The organism is Pseudalkalibacillus sp. SCS-8, from assembly GCF_040126055.1.
GTDB classification, from domain to species: domain Bacteria; phylum Bacillota; class Bacilli; order Bacillales; family Fictibacillaceae; genus Pseudalkalibacillus; species Pseudalkalibacillus nanhaiensis.
Genome location: NZ_CP143541.1, coordinates 1,343,086 through 1,360,486, shown reverse-complemented (window position 1 = coordinate 1,360,486; position 17,401 = coordinate 1,343,086). Strand labels below are relative to the sequence as shown.

The following is a 17,401-nucleotide window of genomic DNA, read 5'->3' as shown; positions in this document are numbered from 1 at the left end:
CCAGATAAACAAAAGAACCTTCCAATGTTTGGAAGGTTCTTTTTATATTTTATTACAACAGCGGAGATAACAGCCTCGATGTCGATTCAATCAGTTTGTAATAGAAAGGTCGGTTGGCAAAGGATTCATGGACGAGCTGAGTCGAATCCTCAAGATCCATTAAGTAGTCCTCAACTAGATCCATGGTACTCTCTGTTCGATATAAGAAGGCATTCACCTCAAAATTCAAGTGGAAGCTTCTCATATCCATGTTCGCCGTCCCAATAGAGGCAAGTTCATTGTCCACGATGATGATCTTACTATGCAGGAACCCTTTATTGTATTCATAAATTTGTACACCTGCCTCCAGTAAGCTCGGGAAATAGGACCTGGAGGCATAAAAAGGTAATCGTTTGTCCGGCTTGGCAGGAAACAGGAGACGGACGTCAATCCCACTTAAAGCCGCTACACGGAGCGCATTCAAAATATCTTCATCAGGTATGAAATAAGGCGAAGTGATCCATATCGACTTTTTGGCGGAGATGATCATTGAGAAAAAAAGCTTCTTAATGACGTCCCACTGATGATCAGGTCCCCCTGAAATCATCTGGACCCCGCCACTTATTGCCTTCGTCGGGATTTCCGGAGAAAGGTAATTCGGCTCAAGTAAAGTTTCTCCAGTCATTGAATACCAATCCTGTAAAAAGATCAACTGAAGGCTCCGGACCGCTTCCCCACTTACCATCAGATGAGTGTCACGCCAGAATCCAAATGAAGGATTGAGTCCAAGATACTCATCTCCAATATTCAGACCACCGACAAATCCAAGATTTCCATCAATCACAACGATTTTTCGATGATTACGGTAGTTGATTTTATTATTCAGTAGCGGGAGCTTTACAGGAAGAAATGGAACAGCTTGTACCCCAGCTTTACGTAAGGTGTCAATATACCCTCTCGATAAATTCCAGCTGCCGACAGCATCATATAAAAACCGTACTTCCAGCCCCTCCTCCGCTTTTTCAATGAGGACTTCCTGGATCTCTCGGCCAATCTTATCGTCTCTGACGATATAATACTCCATATGTATGTGTTCCTTAGCATTTCTCAATTCTTTTATAATCCATCGGTACGTTTCTTCACCATTTGTAAGCACTTTGGTTTCCGTATTGAAGGATATCGGACTTTTACCAAGTCTTTGTGCCAATTTGAACAATAATCTCTGGTGATCACCCATCATTTGCAATTGTGCATCATCGATCGGACGATTCTGTTCAAATCTTGAGAATGCTTCTTCATCCGTCAACGCTTTTTGGTCGAACATTTTCTTTTTCCTGTAGTTCCTTCCAAATAGCATATAAAAGAAGAACCCGACAAGCGGAAATGCAGCCAACACGACAAACCACGTCAAGGTTTGTGAAGGGTGTCGGTTTTCAAGGAAGATTACAATGCCTATGAACAAGGCTGAAAAAGTAAAAAAGAGACTTAATGCACCAAGAATCCAGTTTTCCCAATACGGTTTGGTCAGGATGAATACTGTAACGATAAGTATGATGAACAAAAGAACCTGCAACGTTTTCTTAAACATGACGACAATCCCTCAAGTCCTAAAAAATAAAAAATGACCACTGCAACAATGATTGATGTAAAAAACGAAAACGCCGAAATTCAGACGAAAATCGGCGTTCCACTACTTCTCAGGAAAATACCCGTTCAATTGTTCCAGTGCATTTTCAGCTAGAATCACTTTGCCATATTCCTCTATACGGTAAACAGTAAGCTCTGTTTCATCACCATATTCAAGCATTTGACTCAACACATCATCTTGTTCAGATTCACTGAACGTTTCATAAAAGGTTACGTACAGATAATATTTGTTTTCATAATGATACAGACAATCAGTGAAGGAATCAGATTCAATCGTATGACTTAACGCAATTACATCTTCGATATCAGAGAAACGGATCATGAATGATAAATAATCTTCGTCATCATCAGCATTCTCCGAATCGTCATCGGCGTTGAAGTGATGGTCAAGCATTTTCTCGATATTATCATCTACTGGAAGGTCGACTTGCTTATCATCAGAGATCGGAAGTTCCAATTTCGAACCATCCTGTGATAGGGATGCTCTCGTAACGAGAATCTCCAACCCTTTATCCAGCGCTTGGACCTGAATCCATAGCGGCCCTTCTAATGAGAACTGTTCCTGCTGATGCGCTTCATCCATCATTTCCCAGAAGAGTTCTTCTCCTCTTTCACGGTTTTGCCAAATTTCTTCCTTATCGAAACCTCTTGTCTCTATATCGTGATATGTTATAAAAAACTTAATCGTATACTCGTTTACACGTTCTATTTCCATGGTGTTTCTCTCCCTTCGATCCAGATTAATACCTGGAAGAGATGTTGAACCCCTGTAATGTGAAAATTATCTTCCTTATTATAGGTATTCCCGATTTGGGTCTTGCTGAATCGTTTATCTAAAAGTTGGAGTTTCTTGTACTTCTATTCTATGATAAATAGTTGAGGAATGAAATAAAAATGCATGACCATTTTTTGCTTTTGCTCAAAATAGGCCCGTTAACTGTGCATCTTAACCTTGACTGCTTCAAAAAACTATTTTATACTTTCAACGTTCTACTGTTTGTACATACTTTTTTGTGAATTGTACGTGGATTCGCTACGAACGTCAAGTGTTTCTGAGGGAAATCTTGGGTTTGCGAATGTCAGTTGCTTGTATTATTTCATGAACCCTCAGGATATATAGAAAGGGGAATCCTTTTGGAAACAGAATTTATAATCGCATTACTAACCATCATCGCTATTGATATCGTCTTAGGTGGTGACAATGCAGTCGTCATTGCACTTGCAAGTCGAAATCTACCCGAACATCAACGGAATAAGGCGATCTTTTTCGGGACTGGTTTAGCCATCGTCGTAAGGGTCGTACTGACCATTGTCGCAGTTTATCTATTGAAGATTCCTTATTTGTTATTGATTGGTGGTATCCTTCTGGTATATATCGCTTATAATCTTCTCGCCGAAGACGATGGTGCGGCGGATATAAAGAGTGGAACTACGCTCTCTGCAGCAATTAAGACGATCGTTGTTGCTGATCTCGTGATGGGGCTTGATAATGTTCTTGCTATTGCTGGAGCGGCCCATGGAAACATTCTACTCGTCATCATCGGATTATTGGTTTCTGTACCGATCATCATTTGGGGGAGTAAATTGATTCTGCACTTCATGGAAAGGTTTCCGATCATCGTCTATTTTGGAGCCGGGATTCTTGCATATACCGCAGCAAAGATGATTTTAGAAGAACCGATTATCCAAACAGCTATCGGTCACAATATCTTCCTGGAGATCCTCATTACCATCATCATCGTTTCAGGCGTAATTTTATTCGGATGGCTCTCCAATAGAGTAAAAACAAGAACCAACGTCAACTAAAATCAGAAAGTAAAAAAAAGCTTTTGCTGACCGTAATGGAAAGCAAAAGCTTTTTTTGGTGTTGTCTAGTTAACCATCTTTTGTGCTTCAAGCAATTGGAACGTCCGAACTTTTCTAGGTAAGAAGCGGCGGATTTCGTCTTCGTTATAGCCGACCTGTAGACGTTTTTCATCAATCATAATCGGTCGACGAAGCAATCCAGGATTCTCACTCATCAATTCGAAAAGTTCTTGAAGAGGCATTGTTTCAAGGTTGACGTTTAACTCTTGGAAAGTCTTAGAACGCTTAGAAACGATCTCGTCCGTCCCTTCCTCTGTCATACGGAGTATTTCTTTCAATTCGTTGATCGACAGTGGCTCGGAGAAGATGTTACGCTCTTTAAATGGAATTTCGTGCTCTTCCAACCAAGCTCTAGCCTTTCTGCAAGACGTACAACTTGGAGAAGTATATAGTGTAACCATAAGGAAATTCGTCTCCTTTCATGATTTATAACATTTATAGTGAATCTTACTTTAAAAAAATTATTTAATCATATTTTATATTATACTACATCTTGTATATGGATGATAGGGGGTATAGGGATTATTCTTATCATCTTCCTTGGAATTGTCAAGAGAACAATATATACCTGTGATACCCTTATTGTATTTTTTTAAAACCATAAACTCAATATATAAAGAATCCAAAAAAAATTATGCCCTTCAACATTTCGTACATAGATTGTAACCTCTCGAACAACACGGATAGCATACAAACACGTATAATGAAGGTTAGCTACGATGTTTCTTTAAATGGAGTGAGTATGAATGAAAGTCAAAATAATGTTCCTATCCCTTCTGGTCCTACTAACAGCATGTTCAGAAGATCAGATTACAAGTGAAAATACAACGAGTAACGCAATCCCGGTCTCGACTTCAGAAGTAAAAAGAACAACCTTCCAAAACGAAATCGAATTGGTTGGAAAAACAGTGCCTTCCCAACAGGTTCCTATAACAACTACAATCCCTACTGGAGTTAAAAAAATACATGTAGCCAACGGAGACCAAATAAAAGCTGGCACATTGTTATTTTCCTTGGATACTCGAGACCTCGAACAACAATTGTCCCAAGCACAGGCAGCTGTTCGCGCTTTAGAAGATGCTCGTAACCAAATCTATACAGCCAATCGACAGCAAAAGGCAGCTCAAACTCAGGCTGAATCTGTTCTTGATGATACAATCAACGAGCTTGAACGTCTTGACTTACCAGAAGAAGTACAAGACGAAAACAGGTTACAGGGTATCATTACCTCTCTTGAACAGCTTAAAGAGCTCACAGGTTCAGGAGCTTCGCTTACAGCAACGACGCTTCCTCTCATCAACAGTCAGTTGGAACAAGCTCGAAAAAGTGTCAATGAAGTCAAGAAAGCGATACAAGCGACTCAAATCAAATCACCAATCAGCGGGACCATCGACCGTATCCAAGTCAAGAAGGGAATGCCAGCTCTGCCCGGTTCCCCTCTTGCTATCGTATCAAGTGACGAAGAATGGAAAGCTGTCTTTCAATTGAATGAATTTCAAATTCAAGAAATCACCGAGTCGATGGAGATCGTCATGGAATTCGATGACATTCCTGGACAGTTCAAAAGCAAGATTGATGAACTACCAAAGGATCCGAATGAAACAGGCTCCTATACGGTTGCTGTCCCCCTTGACGATATAAAAGAGACGATAAGTGCTGACACTGTCACAACCGGTCGGATCACTATCGGTCGCTCGAAGGATGCATTGACCATTTCCAATGAGGCCCTCCTGTATGAAGAAGATCAAGTCTATGTCTTCCTTGTTAAAGATGGACGTGCAGTAAAAAGAAACATCACCATCATTCAACAAGGAAAAAAGACGAGTCACATAGCAGAAGAAGACTTATCAGCAGGTGACCTCGTTGTGACAGAAGGAAAATACCAACTGACAAATCGTTCGAAAATAAGCATCAAAAAGTGAGTGGATGTAATGAAAATAACAGAACTTTCCGTATTCAGACCAATTGCAATGGGAATGGTCATCCTCTTCATGTTGATCATAGGTGCGGTCAGTGTCAAAAACACACCCGTTGACCTCTTCCCTGACCTGACATTTCCTGTTGCAGCCGTTACGGTTACATATGAAGGCGCAAGTCCAGAAGAAGTGGAAAAATTATTAGCACAGCCAATTGAAAATATCATGGGGACGATACCGAATGTGGAAAGTGTCTCATCTGTATCACGAACCGGTGGAGCCCTAATCATCGTTTCTTATACCTGGGGGACAGATATGGATTTTGCCGCCCTGAAAATGCGTGAGCAGCTGGACGCTGTACGTGAACAACTACCGAATGAAGCACCTCAGCCACGCGTACTCCGCTTTAATCCTAATGATCTGCCTATTGTCAGACTAGGCATCCAAGCCCCTGGAGGAGACCTCGTATCTGCCAAGAAATTGGTGGAAAACGAAATCAAACCAGTATTGGATTCCATTGAAGGGGTTGCATCCGTCACAATTGAGGGTGGTACAGAGAAGGTTGTGAATATCTCTGTCGATCCAGCTGTATTGAAACAATACGGGCTCACCATCGATCAACTTAGACAAGTGCTTGCAGGGGAAAACATCACCTTACCGAGTGGAAAAATAAAGGATGAAGGTCTCGAGTACCCGCTTCGTGTCGTTGGAGAATTTGATTCAATCAGCACATTGAAGCAGCTCCCTATTCCTACAAAAAGTGGGGTCGTCGAGCTTTCGAAGATCGTAGAGATAACTGAGACCACTGCTACTGCAAGCCAGATCAGTTATTTGAATGGCGAGCCTAGTATCGGTATCTCAATTCTGAAACAATCAGGCGAAAACACGGTAACCGTCGCAAATAAAGTTGAAGAAAAACTGAACAACCTTGAATTGTCCGAAGATGTAAAAGTCGAAACCATCTTCAACCAGGCAAAATTCATTAAACAATCCATACGAGCGGTCCTCATCAATATGATTATCGGTAGTTTGCTTGCAGCTGGCGTTCTCTACTTATTCTTAAGGAACTTACGCAGTACATTGATTGTCGGCTTTTCAATACCCATCTCTGTCATGACTGCTTTCATTTTCATGTATTTCTCCGGTCAAACACTTAATGTGTTGACATTAGGAGGATTGGCTTTAGGTGTCGGAATGATTGTAGACAATTCAATTGTTATTCTCGAAAACATCTATCGATTGAGAGAAAAAGGGATTTCCCTTAAAAATGCAGCCATTCAAGGGACTAAGGAGGTAGGTGGTGCCGTCATCGCTTCAACCTTGACGACCGTTGTGGTATTCCTGCCGATCGTCTTTGTTGACGGCCTTGCAGCACAGTTATTTAAACCTCTTGCTTTGAGTGTTACATATGCACTGGTTGCCTCATTGATCACTGCATTGATTATTGTGCCTTTGCTTTCATCCAGCATTATGGCGAAGAAACAAACAAAGCGTACAATCGGAAGCAAATATATCGGATTACAGCGAAGATATGTGTATGTATTGAGGAAGGCCTTACGTTATCCGAAAAGAGTCATCATCAGTACTCTCGTCCTCCTGATGATCTCACTAGGTGCCATCCCCTTTATCGGAACGGAATTTTTGCCTGCTCAGGACCAAAGCTATGTGAGCATACAAGTCGAACTGCCACCTGGCAGCTCCTCAGAGCGGACTTTCAGCACTACAGAAAAAATTGATGAGAAACTTCAGGATATCGAAGCAATCGACCTGTATTATGTAACGGTGGGAGGCTCCAATGACTTCTCAATCCGTGCTGGCACGAACAATAACAAAGCCATGTACAGCATCTTATTGAAACCAATCGGGGAAAGACAAAAGTCTGATGTTCAAGTGGCAGAATTAATCCGTAAGGAGCTTGCGTTCATAAAAGAAGCGGAGGTTGCTGTCCAAGCAAGTGACAATGGCTTTTCCGAGTCTCCTATTTCCTTAGAGATTTCCGGCCCAGACTTAAGAACACTCGAAGCAGTATCGGATGACATTCAAGAGGAAATCAGTAAGGTTGATGGCGTTCGTGAGATTGAGTCGAACTATGAAACCGGAACCCCACAAATTGAGATTGAGCTCGATCGCGCGAAGGCATCAAGTTTCGGACTTACAAGTGCCCAAGTTTCGGTTGCTGTCCAAAACGCAACAACAGGAAAAGTTGCAACAACCTTTAACCGTAGCGGCAATCAAGTTGATGTGCAGCTCAGAGTCGATCCTTCTAAACTTGAGACGGTGAATGAGCTTGAAGAGTTACAGATCGAGTCCCCTTCAGGTGAATTGGTTACGCTTGGTACAATTGCAGAAATTAAACAAGGTGAAGGCCCAAGTCAAATCAACCGGACAGATCGTCTAAGAGAAATACGTGTCACAGCATCAATTTTAGATCGGGACTTAGGTAATGTGGTGAAGGATGTCAAGAATCGTATTAAAGAGCAGGTTTCCTTACCTCCAGGATACAAGGTTTCCTTCGGAGGTCAGAATCAACAGATGAATGATGCGTTCTTTAAATTGAGTGGAGCGCTGGCCCTTGCCATTGTACTTATATACATGGTAATGGCAGGACAATTTGAATCATTCTTTTATCCCTTCATCATCATGTTTTCCATTCCCCTAACGATTATCGGTATATTGTTCGGACTGCTCGTAACCGGACAACCATTCGGGGTAGGCTCACTTGTAGGGATATTGATTCTTACAGGTATTGTCGTAAACAATGCGATCGTCCTAGTAGATTACATCAATCAGTTGAAGAAGAGGACAGGTTCAACCGCAATGGCGGTCGTGAGAGCCGGACAAGCTAGGTTAAGACCTATCTTAATGACAGCCCTGACAACGATCTTAGGGTTGATCCCGCTTATGATCGGTATAGGTGAGGGTACAGAAATTCAACAGCCAATGGCCATCGTCATCGTTTTCGGATTGCTATTCGGTACATTAATCAGTTTAATTTTCATTCCAGTCATCTATCTGCTATTCGATCGCATAAAACAAAAAAGGAAATTGAAAAAGAAATACAAAGAGGATTTGATCGAAGTTTAATGCTTAAATAAAGAGCTCTGTTCGTTTTTAATGGTGATATTCAAAAGCGTCCGCCTGAAGCTGTTCAAAATCAACAACATTCTTTAACAGAGCAAATAAAAAAGGAGTTGACCAGCCACCTATTCTGATAGGTGTTATGGTCAACTCCTTTTTATTGGACTGTACAAGTGTCTTACAATGCCAAAAGCTTCATCAAGCAGTATGTTTCGATTGAGATGCTGGTCCCTTTGTCGGTTTAGGTGTCCAGCCCGGAAGCTTATTTTTTATGAGGTCTTTCAACCAATCACGCTTCTTCTTATTTCGAGTACGGCGCTTCATGTCCATCACCGTCCTTTCATCTGCTCACTCTTCGAATGTTAAGACATCATCTACATCCTGATAAGACTTGCCGTACAACTCTACATCCTTATAAGTATGAATTTTTTCATAGGTTTTCTTCATGCTTTCATAAACCATTTCTTCTGATTCATCTTTCGGTGCCCAATACAGGATTTCCATTTCGTTGATTTCGTTCGTCGCTAGAGAGCGGCGTCGGTAACCGATCGACTTGGCATGCTTGAAACCTTCTCGTTTGTAGAATCGCTGACGCTTCTCGGTGTCCGTATCTTCATAATCTACAGGTTCAACCTCTAAAATGATCGGTTTCCCTTTTTCTTTTAGCTTTTCCAATAACTTTCGACCAATTCCCTGACCTCGGGCAGCTCCTGATACATAAATGTAATCAACGAAAAGAAAATCTTCAAATTCAGCGTACATGAGGACATGATGCTCACCTTCATCCTTATGGTAAACGTCCCCTTTTTCCTTTAACAATAGCTCCATGTGTTTCTTGGATTTCATTTCTTCTACAGGAAAATACTCGTTTAATTTTTCGTACCAGTTCATTGATCTATCCTTTCTTTTTCCATTCTTCCCTTTCATTATAACATAACCTCCGATTCGCTTTGGATTTTGACATATATTTAATTGCAAAATAATGAAAATTCAAACTTCATATTGGAGTAAATTTCGTTTAATGATGGTTTATGAGAGGCTTGTTACCGGGGTTAAATAAGCACTATATTAATTCCCCTCTTTCCACGGAACGAAACTTCTTTTACAATGATAGTATTAGAAAATTGTGGATGTTACATACAAGGAGGAATCGGCTATGGACTTTTTCATTGATATGACACTACTCGGCTTATCGATTATCGGCCTTACAGCACTGATGGGAATCATCACACATGGTACTGCTGCCAAAATCTTCGGAAGAGGTAACGCAAAATTCTTCTTGAATAAAAGCAAAAGCACTCAAACAGGATGGCATAAAGTCGGAAGGGACGGCCGTAATTAAGGATTTATCGTCAGCCACATTAATGGGGGATGAGAATAAAAAAAGAGTGTGAACCTTTACAAGGTATCACACTCTTTCATACTTTCGTTAAGGTGTATAATCCACATTTGGTGTATAGGTATTGCCGGCATCCCACAAAAGGAATTCTTTAATTCCGTTTTCATTCAATGCTCTTATCTGTGCCTCGACTTCAGCCTTCCCATAAACTCTGTAGTTCCCAGCTCCCAGGTATGATGCTGTAAAGTCTTGGATCCAAGGCCGTGACGTAGGCGGTGATTCCAATTCAGCAAGTTTTTTCTTTTCCATCTTCGCATATTCCGTTACAAGACGATACGGCTCCAAATCAGGCTTAGCTATACCAAAATATGAGGTCCAATGACTTGGATAGATCATAGATGAAATGACATCTACGTGACTCGCGATTTTCGTGAAGTTCTGACCGATTCCAGGTGCTTCTGGTAAGGTTGCTGTATATCCGAAAATATCCACTGATACGTCAACATTATAGGGTTCCAACTGTTCTTTTGCATATGCCACGAAATCTGTAACAGCTGTCACACGCTTTTGGACATTCTCCACATCCAATTTAGCGTAATCCCCCATGTTGTAATTTAAAGTCGTATCACGCTTCTCGAACCCTTCAGGGAACCGAACGTAGTCAAACTGGATTTCCCTGAAGCCTAACTTCGCAGCTTCAATAGCAATCGCCAAATTATGCTCCCAAACCTCTTTCATGAATGGATTGACAAATGCCTCGCCACGACGATTTTTCCAAACCGTATTTCCATCCTTAAAGGAGAGCTCAGGCTTCTTCTTAGCGAGGATCGAATCTTTGAACACGACAATACGTGCTATTGGATAGATTTGATGCTTTTCAAGTGTTTCAAGCATTTTCCTCGGATCTTTGATGAATGGCTTACCGAATGGTTGTAAGGAGGATTCCTCATCTGGTATGTAGGTGATATTCCCATGGTCATCCTTAATGTCTATGACCATAGCGTTCAGATCGGTTGTATTGATTAATGAGATGAGTTTTTCAAATCGACTTCCTCCTGCTGAATGCCCCGTTACATAAATGCCTCGAACTGCATCGGGATATTCGAATGACAATCCTGAATCATAAACAAATCGTGGTAAATTTTCAGGGAGTTCTCTTTTCATAAAATGAGATTGAATCCCTTGGTGTAATGAGATCTGATGGTTTTGCTTCTCTTCTGCCATCTCCCATTGTGGGAAAGATAGAAGAAATACTGACATGATGACTTTTAACATCCCCATATTCCGATCCTCCTCTAATGATGTAAATGTATAATTACTATTATAAAAAACCATTCATTTCATGAAAAGTAACTTTCGACACATATTTCATCAAATTTCCATTTCCACATGAGAAACTTGCGATTATTGTAAGAAAATTTCCCTTGACGTGGAAGTCACTTATATGGAAGACAATTTCACTTGAAGTGCACTTAAAAACATGCTATATTTTTGAACAATATACTCAAAAGAGGGAGGAATTCGAATGCATAAACCAACTCTATTGGAATTATTTGAACATCCAAAAGCCCAAAAACATATTCAAAGATCCGGAGTCGTGCATGCTATTGCCTCCAGTTATCATGCTTTCAAGCTTGCAAAGGAATACGATGTCAATCCGTCCCTTGCTTGTAAAGCTGCCCTGCTCCATGATATCGGTCACCATACTTGGTATCGAGAGGATGGCCAATGGGACTTTGAAAGATACAGAGCCAATGATATTCATGCCATCAAAGGGGCTGAGCGAGCTCATAAAATATTGATCGAATTAGGTGAGGACAGAGAGACGGCCAAAGAAATATCCCTTGCTATTTTACTGCATACAGACTCTTATCTCCCAGAAGGAACGTTAAAGTTGAGTCCCCTTCAAAAGGTCGTCAAATTGGCAGATGAAGCGGATGAAGAACCAGATGGAAAACATCATTATCGGATGATGGCGTATGAGAAAGCAGTAAAATTAATTAGGAAATTGGATGAAAAAATCCAACAGGATCAAAGTACGGCCAGATTTCAACAAACGAGTTGATATCTCACAGGGTACAATGTACCGTTTGACCTTCGAGCTGGATTTTGACACAACCCAGTCCATCTGCAACCTGGGTCCCCTCTTCAATTGCCTGATCCATATGGAAACGTACCGTATCTAGGTTTAAATACCGCGCCCTTTTGACAGCAAAACTCATGAATTTCCCTTTCAAACGATCGGAATCAATGCGTTCATCCATATATAAACCATGGACATCCATAGAATGCCGATCTTGTATAACAAGCCAAATGAGCCCTACCTCTTCGTGGTCGTTTGAAAATAAAAAGATTTCATCCTTGTCAGTTACTTGGATTCGGTTACCCTTCATGCTGGATGTTTCAGGAATCTTAATCAAGCCTCTGTCGATAAGGTTACTGACAAACTCGTGGTCCATGTCAGGGTCATACTGATAAAAAATCATTTCCAAAAACCCCCTCCACTCCATTTATACGAGTTTTTATGAAGTATTATACACAAGCTCTGATGATTCCTTCTATAAAAATAAACAATAAAAAAACAGTTCTGTATGCCAGAACTGTTAATACTTAATGAACCCTATGGAATTTTCTCCACCATACGTCCCGATCACGCTACCTAATTTGATATAGCGAATTTTCTTGAACGAATTCAGTGAGAATTGGTCCTTGAATGAATCAATCACCATTTGTCGTGATGGATAACTATGGACGATAAAGAGTTCCTCATGATTTTCTTTCCATTCCTGTACCATTTCAGCCACTTTTCGAATCCCCTTTTTCTTTCCTCGGAAATTCTCTAAGGTTTCAACAGCACCATCTTTCACTTTTATAAGCGGTTTGATGTTCAAGAAGCCAGCAACTCTGCCTTGTATTGCTGAGATCCGTCCGCCTTTCACCAAATTTTCAAGCGTTTCAAGTAAAATGATCCCTGAAACTTGTTTTTTCTTTTCTTCAACGTCATGATAAATCTCTTCAACGGTTTTTCCTTGTTGAATCAACTTATCTGCATAGTCCAATAAACAAATGACACCCGCAGATACTGTACCTGTGTCAATCAAGAAAAGTCTAGATTGTTCTTCTTCAGATAGCATCTCTTTAGCGACGTTGGCACTTTGATATGTTCCACTCAAGCCACTAGCCATACCTAGATAGATAATTGAATAGCCATCATTAAGAATATGTTTGAATGTATCATGAAACTTTTGAGGAGCAGGCTGACTTGTCTTGGGCAATTCCTTGGCGTTCCTCATCTTATCGTAGAATTCCTCATGCGTGATGGTTATTCCATCTAAGTAGGTTTCTTCACCTTTGAAATTGACGTTTAAGGAAACAACATGCACAGGGCACGATGTTTCAATCGTTTCTTCCTGACCCAAATAGTCACTTCCACTATCTAATACTATAGCAATACGCATATCTTTTCCTCATTCCTATCCTACTGCTTTCCTTACTATCTACTATCCTATAGGCTTTTCGAAAAAATTACAATATTCTCTGCAAAATCTTTGTATATAAATAGAACGATCCCAAAATCGAGATCGTTCTATCCATTTCATTAATTTTCTTTTACTTCATCATCATATAGATGACAAGCCACATAGTGACCTTCTCTTGCTTCCTGCCACTTTGGCACCACTTTCGCACAAACATCCATCGCTTGTGGACATCTTGTACGGAAACGGCAGCCACTTGGTGGAGAAACTGGACTCGGAACATCCCCTTCCAGGATGATCCGTTCACGGCTTCGTTCCAGTTCTGGGTCTGGTACAGGAATAGCTGATAGCAATGCCTGCGTATATGGGTGAAGCGGCTCTTCATAGAGCGTGTCACTTTCGGCTAGTTCAACCATATTACCAAGGTACATAACACCGACTCTATCACTGATATGCTTGACCATGGAAAGGTCATGGGCAATGAACAAGTACGTCAATCCGCGCTCACGTTGAAGCTTCTGCATCAGATTGACAACCTGTGCCTGAATAGATACGTCCAGTGCAGAAATAGGTTCATCTGCGATGATGAATTCTGGATCGACAGCTAATGCACGGGCTATACCGATACGCTGACGTTGACCGCCACTGAATTCGTGAGGATAACGGTTCGCGTGTTCTTTGTTCAATCCGACTGTTTCAAGTAGCTCATAAACACGATTGAGGCGGTCCTCTTTCGATTTGGCCAATCCATGGATATCAATGCCCTCTGCAATGATATCTTTTACAGTCATTCTCGGGTTTAAAGATGCATATGGATCCTGGAAAATCATTTGCATCTTACGGTTGAATTGCTTTAATTTCCCTTTGTCCTTCTTGCCGTGCACATCTTCGCCCTCGAAAAGTACGGAGCCATCCGTTGCACCATATAAACGGATAATCGTACGTCCTGTAGTGGATTTACCACATCCGGACTCTCCAACTAGCCCTAATGTTTCTCCTCGGTATATATCGAAAGTAACATCGTCAACAGCCTTAAGCTTTTTGCCTTTACCGACGTCGAAATGTTTCTTCAAGTTCCTAACTTCTACCAGTTTTTCTTTTGCTGCCATTATCTTGCACCTCCAACCGATGCCTCTGCAGGCTTTTCAACTTTAGGTGCTCTCTCATCTAACAACCAGCACGATGCTTTATGAGATCCTGAAACCTCTGTCGCTTCCGGCATGTGATCCACACACACTTTCATTGCATGAGGACAACGAGCCGCAAAAGGACACCCTTTTGGTGGATCACTCAAGTCTGGTGGAGATCCAGGAATAGAGAGCAACTCTTCTGACTCGCTATTGACTTTCGGCATCGATGCGAGCAGACCCCATGTATAAGGGTGTTTGGAGTTGTAGAAAATCTCATCTACATTCCCTGTTTCTACGATTTGTCCACCATACATAACTGCTACACGGTGAGCAACATTCGCAACCACCCCGAGGTCGTGAGTAATCATGATGATTGCACTACCAGTCTTATTTTGAAGATCTCTCATCAAATCTAGAATTTGTGCTTGGATCGTTACATCCAATGCTGTGGTTGGTTCGTCAGCAATCAAAAGCTTAGGATTACAAGCTAGTGCAATCGCAATCATTGCACGCTGACGCATACCTCCACTATATTCATGCGGATATTGATTTACCCGTTGTTCAGGGTTCGGGATTCCAACAAGGCGAAGCATTTCAATCGCACGATCATCTGCTTCTTGTTTCTTCATTCCCTGATGCTTGATGAGGCCTTCTGTTATTTGACGTCCGACCTTCATTGTCGGGTTCAATGATGTCATCGGGTCCTGGAAAATCATCCCGATATCTTTACCACGGATCGCTTCCATTTGAACATCATTCTTCTTAATGATGTCTTCTCCATTGAACATGATGGAACCATCTTTAAATTCACCTGGAGGCATCGGTATCAATTTCATGATTGATTGGGCGGTCACACTTTTTCCGGAGCCTGACTCACCGACAATCGCTAATGTTTCTCCCTTGTTAACGTGGAATGAAACTCCTCTTACTGCTTGAACAGAGCCTCCATACGTTTGGAAAGAAACTTGCAAATTGTTTACATCTAATATTTTTTCCATGTTATTTCACCCCTGTTATTTGCGCAATTTCGGATCCAAGGCATCTCGCAGTCCATCTCCGATAACGTTGAATGCAAACATTGTCAGACAGATGAAAAATGCTGGGAAGAATAATCGCCATGGATAATATGTTAAAGCAGGCAGTCCTTCACTCGCCATCGTACCCCAACTTGCTAGTGGAGCCTGTACACCTAAGCCCAAATAACTTAAGAATGCTTCTGTGAAAATAGCTGTTGGAACAGTCAAAGTCATGGTGATCAATATAGGTCCCATTGTGTTCGGAATCAAGTGCTTGAACATGACTCTTGATAACCCTGCTCCTAGTGTATTGGCAGCAAGAACATATTCTTGTTGCTTCAAACCGAGGACTTGTCCACGAACAATCCTCGCCATATTTATCCAACCTGTAATGGTCATTGCTATGATCATCGTCATCAGTCCGGGTTCTAATACAACCATCAGGAGGATAACGACCAATAGATATGGAATACCGATCAAGATGTCAGCGATTCTCATCATGACTTCATCCGTCTTTCCACCGATGTAACCTGTTACGCCACCCCAGATGATTCCAATGAACAAATCAAGAACGGCGGCAGTCAGACCGATGAATAGTGAAATTCTAGCTCCTTGCCAGTTTCGTGTAAAGATATCACGTCCGAGTTCATCTGTACCGAACCAGTGATCAGCTGATGGTGCCATATTCGCGTTCATCAAGTCATTTGTACGGTAATCATAGGGCGTTAAAGAAGGGCCGGCAAGTGCCATGATAGCGAGTAACCCGATCAAAATCATTCCGACCATAGCAAGCCTATTCTTTTTGAACCGACGCCAAGCGTCTTGCCAATAGGAAATACTAGGCCCTGCAATTTTTTCGGAATCTTCGAAGTTCTTTTCAACTTTCTCAAAATAGGAATCTGGTAACTGTTGTTTCTGTTCTTGCACGTTTAGTCCTCCTTTCCAGCTGTCAGCTTGATACGCGGATCAATGAAGCCGTAAATGATATCCACAATAAGGATTGATACGAGTAGCAACACGCTGTAGAACACTGTTACACCCATGATGACTGTGTAATCACGGTTCGTAATACTCGTTACAAAGTGTTGTCCCAGACCCGGAATACCGAAAATCTTTTCAATGATGAAGCTTCCTGTAAGGATCGCTGCAACTAAAGGTCCCATGAAAGATACAACCGGCATCAAAGCATTACGGATCGCATGTTTAACAATGATGACATTCTTTTTAATCCCTTTTGCTTTTGCAGTTTTAATATAATCTGAGCTCAATACCTCAAGCATGCTTGAACGAGTCAAGCGTGCAATAAACGCTAATGGTGTTGAAGCAAGGGCAACTGCCGGAAGTACCGTATACATGAAACCTTCCCAACGCGCAACAGGGAACCAGCCTGCCTTGATTGCTAGGAAATATTGCAGGACGGTCGCTATTATAAAGCTAGGGACAGAGATTCCAAGTACTGCGATGACCATTGCCCCGTAGTCTTGCCACTGATTATGTTTAAGTGCTGCAATAACTCCTAACAATATCCCAATAGCAACTGCAAGGAATATAGATTCCATACCAAGTATAAATGAAATCGGGAAGCCGTCACTGATAATATCATTAACGCTTTGTCCTTTATATTTGAAAGATGGACCGAAGTCCCATTGTGCAATGGCTACGATATAGTCCGTATATTGGACGTACCATGGTTGATCCAGCCCATAATGAGCATTCAAACTCTTTTTAATTGCCGGTGGAATTTCTTTTTCTGCCGTGAATGGTCCACCTGGTGCCGCTTTCATCAAGAAGAAGGTAGCTGTGATGATGACAAGTAGGGAAATGACCATAAAGCCAAGTCTCTTTAATATATAGCGAAACAAATGGATACACCTCCATAAAATGCTAATTAGTTCCATACATTAATTGAGGCATATGGGGAGACCCCATATACCTCAACAATGAATGTATCAAC

17 protein-coding genes are annotated in these 17,401 nt (G+C 41.4%); 5 read left to right on the top strand and 12 right to left on the bottom strand.

The annotated features are described in order from the left end of the window. Positions 1 to 52: 52 nt before the first annotated feature. Together cls and mecA are read right to left on the bottom strand one after the other, a co-directional pair. Entirely contained in the window at positions 53 to 1,567 is a 1,515-nt protein-coding gene (cls, locus tag V1497_RS07035; protein ID WP_349410271.1) for a cardiolipin synthase, read from the bottom strand. Between the two features lie 102 nt (positions 1,568 to 1,669). Next, complete coding sequence (gene mecA / locus V1497_RS07030) at positions 1,670 to 2,341, bottom strand: adaptor protein MecA (protein ID WP_349410270.1); 672 nt, start codon at positions 2,339 to 2,341, stop codon at positions 1,670 to 1,672. A gap of 419 nt (positions 2,342 to 2,760) precedes the next feature. On the opposite strand from mecA, the gene V1497_RS07025 reads away from it, so the two are divergent. Beyond that, positions 2,761 to 3,432 (top strand): TerC family protein, encoded by a 672-nt coding sequence (locus V1497_RS07025; protein WP_349410269.1) that lies wholly within the window; start codon positions 2,761 to 2,763, stop codon positions 3,430 to 3,432. Positions 3,433 to 3,497: 65 nt separating this feature from the next. Here the strand turns inward: V1497_RS07025 and spxA are convergent, their stop codons facing one another. After that, entirely contained in the window at positions 3,498 to 3,893 is a 396-nt protein-coding gene (gene spxA, locus V1497_RS07020; protein WP_349410268.1) for a transcriptional regulator SpxA, read from the bottom strand. Positions 3,894 to 4,238: 345 nt separating this feature from the next. Here spxA and V1497_RS07015 point away from each other — a divergent pair, with 345 nt between their 5' ends. Further along, the gene (locus V1497_RS07015; protein ID WP_349410267.1) at positions 4,239 to 5,414 is read left to right on the top strand and encodes an efflux RND transporter periplasmic adaptor subunit; all 1,176 of its coding nucleotides are present in this window, start codon (positions 4,239 to 4,241) and stop codon (positions 5,412 to 5,414) included. Between the two features lie 9 nt (positions 5,415 to 5,423). Beyond that, positions 5,424 to 8,492, top strand: a complete 3,069-nt coding sequence (locus V1497_RS07010; RefSeq protein WP_349410266.1) for an efflux RND transporter permease subunit — start codon at positions 5,424 to 5,426, stop codon at positions 8,490 to 8,492. A 192-nt stretch (positions 8,493 to 8,684) separates the two neighbouring features. On the opposite strand, the gene V1497_RS07005 is transcribed toward V1497_RS07010, so the two are convergent. Then, positions 8,685 to 8,810, bottom strand: a complete 126-nt coding sequence (locus V1497_RS07005) for a hypothetical protein (RefSeq protein ID WP_349410265.1) — start codon at positions 8,808 to 8,810, stop codon at positions 8,685 to 8,687. Positions 8,811 to 8,834: 24 nt separating this feature from the next. Further along, positions 8,835 to 9,377: a GNAT family N-acetyltransferase gene (locus tag V1497_RS07000; protein WP_349410264.1), complete on the bottom strand. Its 543-nt coding sequence runs from the start codon at positions 9,375 to 9,377 to the stop codon at positions 8,835 to 8,837. Between the two features lie 265 nt (positions 9,378 to 9,642). On the opposite strand from V1497_RS07000, the gene V1497_RS06995 reads away from it, so the two are divergent. Further along, the gene (locus V1497_RS06995) at positions 9,643 to 9,828 is read left to right on the top strand and encodes a hypothetical protein (protein ID WP_349410263.1); all 186 of its coding nucleotides are present in this window, start codon (positions 9,643 to 9,645) and stop codon (positions 9,826 to 9,828) included. 87 nt (positions 9,829 to 9,915) lie between these two features. Here V1497_RS06995 and V1497_RS06990 read toward each other — a convergent pair whose 3' ends face one another. Beyond that, the gene (locus V1497_RS06990; RefSeq protein WP_349410262.1) at positions 9,916 to 11,106 is read right to left on the bottom strand and encodes a putative glycoside hydrolase; all 1,191 of its coding nucleotides are present in this window, start codon (positions 11,104 to 11,106) and stop codon (positions 9,916 to 9,918) included. A gap of 244 nt (positions 11,107 to 11,350) precedes the next feature. On the opposite strand from V1497_RS06990, the gene V1497_RS06985 reads away from it, so the two are divergent. Next, positions 11,351 to 11,890 (top strand): HD domain-containing protein, encoded by a 540-nt coding sequence (locus V1497_RS06985; RefSeq protein ID WP_349410261.1) that lies wholly within the window; start codon positions 11,351 to 11,353, stop codon positions 11,888 to 11,890. Between the two features lie 4 nt (positions 11,891 to 11,894). On the opposite strand, the gene V1497_RS06980 is transcribed toward V1497_RS06985, so the two are convergent. From V1497_RS06980 to V1497_RS06955, 6 genes are all read right to left on the bottom strand, one after another. Continuing rightward, the gene (locus V1497_RS06980) at positions 11,895 to 12,311 is read right to left on the bottom strand and encodes a hypothetical protein (RefSeq protein WP_349410260.1); all 417 of its coding nucleotides are present in this window, start codon (positions 12,309 to 12,311) and stop codon (positions 11,895 to 11,897) included. 117 nt (positions 12,312 to 12,428) lie between these two features. After that, positions 12,429 to 13,283: a DegV family protein gene (locus V1497_RS06975; protein WP_349410259.1), complete on the bottom strand. Its 855-nt coding sequence runs from the start codon at positions 13,281 to 13,283 to the stop codon at positions 12,429 to 12,431. Positions 13,284 to 13,423: 140 nt separating this feature from the next. Next, on the bottom strand, positions 13,424 to 14,410 hold the full coding sequence (locus V1497_RS06970) for an oligopeptide/dipeptide ABC transporter ATP-binding protein (protein ID WP_349410258.1): 987 nt from the start codon (positions 14,408 to 14,410) through the stop codon (positions 13,424 to 13,426). Further along, positions 14,410 to 15,429, bottom strand: a complete 1,020-nt coding sequence (locus tag V1497_RS06965) for an ABC transporter ATP-binding protein (protein ID WP_349410257.1) — start codon at positions 15,427 to 15,429, stop codon at positions 14,410 to 14,412. Before V1497_RS06965 ends, V1497_RS06970 begins: the two co-directional genes overlap by 1 nt. A gap of 15 nt (positions 15,430 to 15,444) precedes the next feature. Next, positions 15,445 to 16,299: an ABC transporter permease gene (locus V1497_RS06960; protein ID WP_349410758.1), complete on the bottom strand. Its 855-nt coding sequence runs from the start codon at positions 16,297 to 16,299 to the stop codon at positions 15,445 to 15,447. A 77-nt stretch (positions 16,300 to 16,376) separates the two neighbouring features. Beyond that, complete coding sequence (locus V1497_RS06955) at positions 16,377 to 17,309, bottom strand: ABC transporter permease (protein WP_349410256.1); 933 nt, start codon at positions 17,307 to 17,309, stop codon at positions 16,377 to 16,379. Positions 17,310 to 17,401: the final 92 nt, after the last annotated feature.

What these genes read in the sequence shown, in the direction of transcription:
- cls (WP_349410271.1), bottom strand. Translation starts at nt 1,567, where the DNA reads ATGTTTAAGAAAACGTTGCAGGTTCTTTTGTTCATCATACTTATCGTT.
- mecA (WP_349410270.1), bottom strand. Translation starts at nt 2,341, where the DNA reads ATGGAAATAGAACGTGTAAACGAGTATACGATTAAGTTTTTTATAACA.
- spxA (WP_349410268.1), bottom strand. Translation starts at nt 3,893, where the DNA reads ATGGTTACACTATATACTTCTCCAAGTTGTACGTCTTGCAGAAAGGCT.
- V1497_RS07015 (WP_349410267.1), top strand. Translation starts at nt 4,239, where the DNA reads ATGAAAGTCAAAATAATGTTCCTATCCCTTCTGGTCCTACTAACAGCA.
- V1497_RS07010 (WP_349410266.1), top strand. Translation starts at nt 5,424, where the DNA reads ATGAAAATAACAGAACTTTCCGTATTCAGACCAATTGCAATGGGAATG.
- V1497_RS07005 (WP_349410265.1), bottom strand. Translation starts at nt 8,810, where the DNA reads ATGAAGCGCCGTACTCGAAATAAGAAGAAGCGTGATTGGTTGAAAGAC.
- V1497_RS07000 (WP_349410264.1), bottom strand. Translation starts at nt 9,377, where the DNA reads ATGAACTGGTACGAAAAATTAAACGAGTATTTTCCTGTAGAAGAAATG.
- V1497_RS06995 (WP_349410263.1), top strand. Translation starts at nt 9,643, where the DNA reads ATGGACTTTTTCATTGATATGACACTACTCGGCTTATCGATTATCGGC.
- V1497_RS06990 (WP_349410262.1), bottom strand. Translation starts at nt 11,106, where the DNA reads ATGGGGATGTTAAAAGTCATCATGTCAGTATTTCTTCTATCTTTCCCA.
- V1497_RS06985 (WP_349410261.1), top strand. Translation starts at nt 11,351, where the DNA reads ATGCATAAACCAACTCTATTGGAATTATTTGAACATCCAAAAGCCCAA.
- V1497_RS06980 (WP_349410260.1), bottom strand. Translation starts at nt 12,311, where the DNA reads ATGATTTTTTATCAGTATGACCCTGACATGGACCACGAGTTTGTCAGT.
- V1497_RS06975 (WP_349410259.1), bottom strand. Translation starts at nt 13,283, where the DNA reads ATGCGTATTGCTATAGTATTAGATAGTGGAAGTGACTATTTGGGTCAG.
- V1497_RS06970 (WP_349410258.1), bottom strand. Translation starts at nt 14,410, where the DNA reads ATGGCAGCAAAAGAAAAACTGGTAGAAGTTAGGAACTTGAAGAAACAT.
- V1497_RS06965 (WP_349410257.1), bottom strand. Translation starts at nt 15,429, where the DNA reads ATGGAAAAAATATTAGATGTAAACAATTTGCAAGTTTCTTTCCAAACG.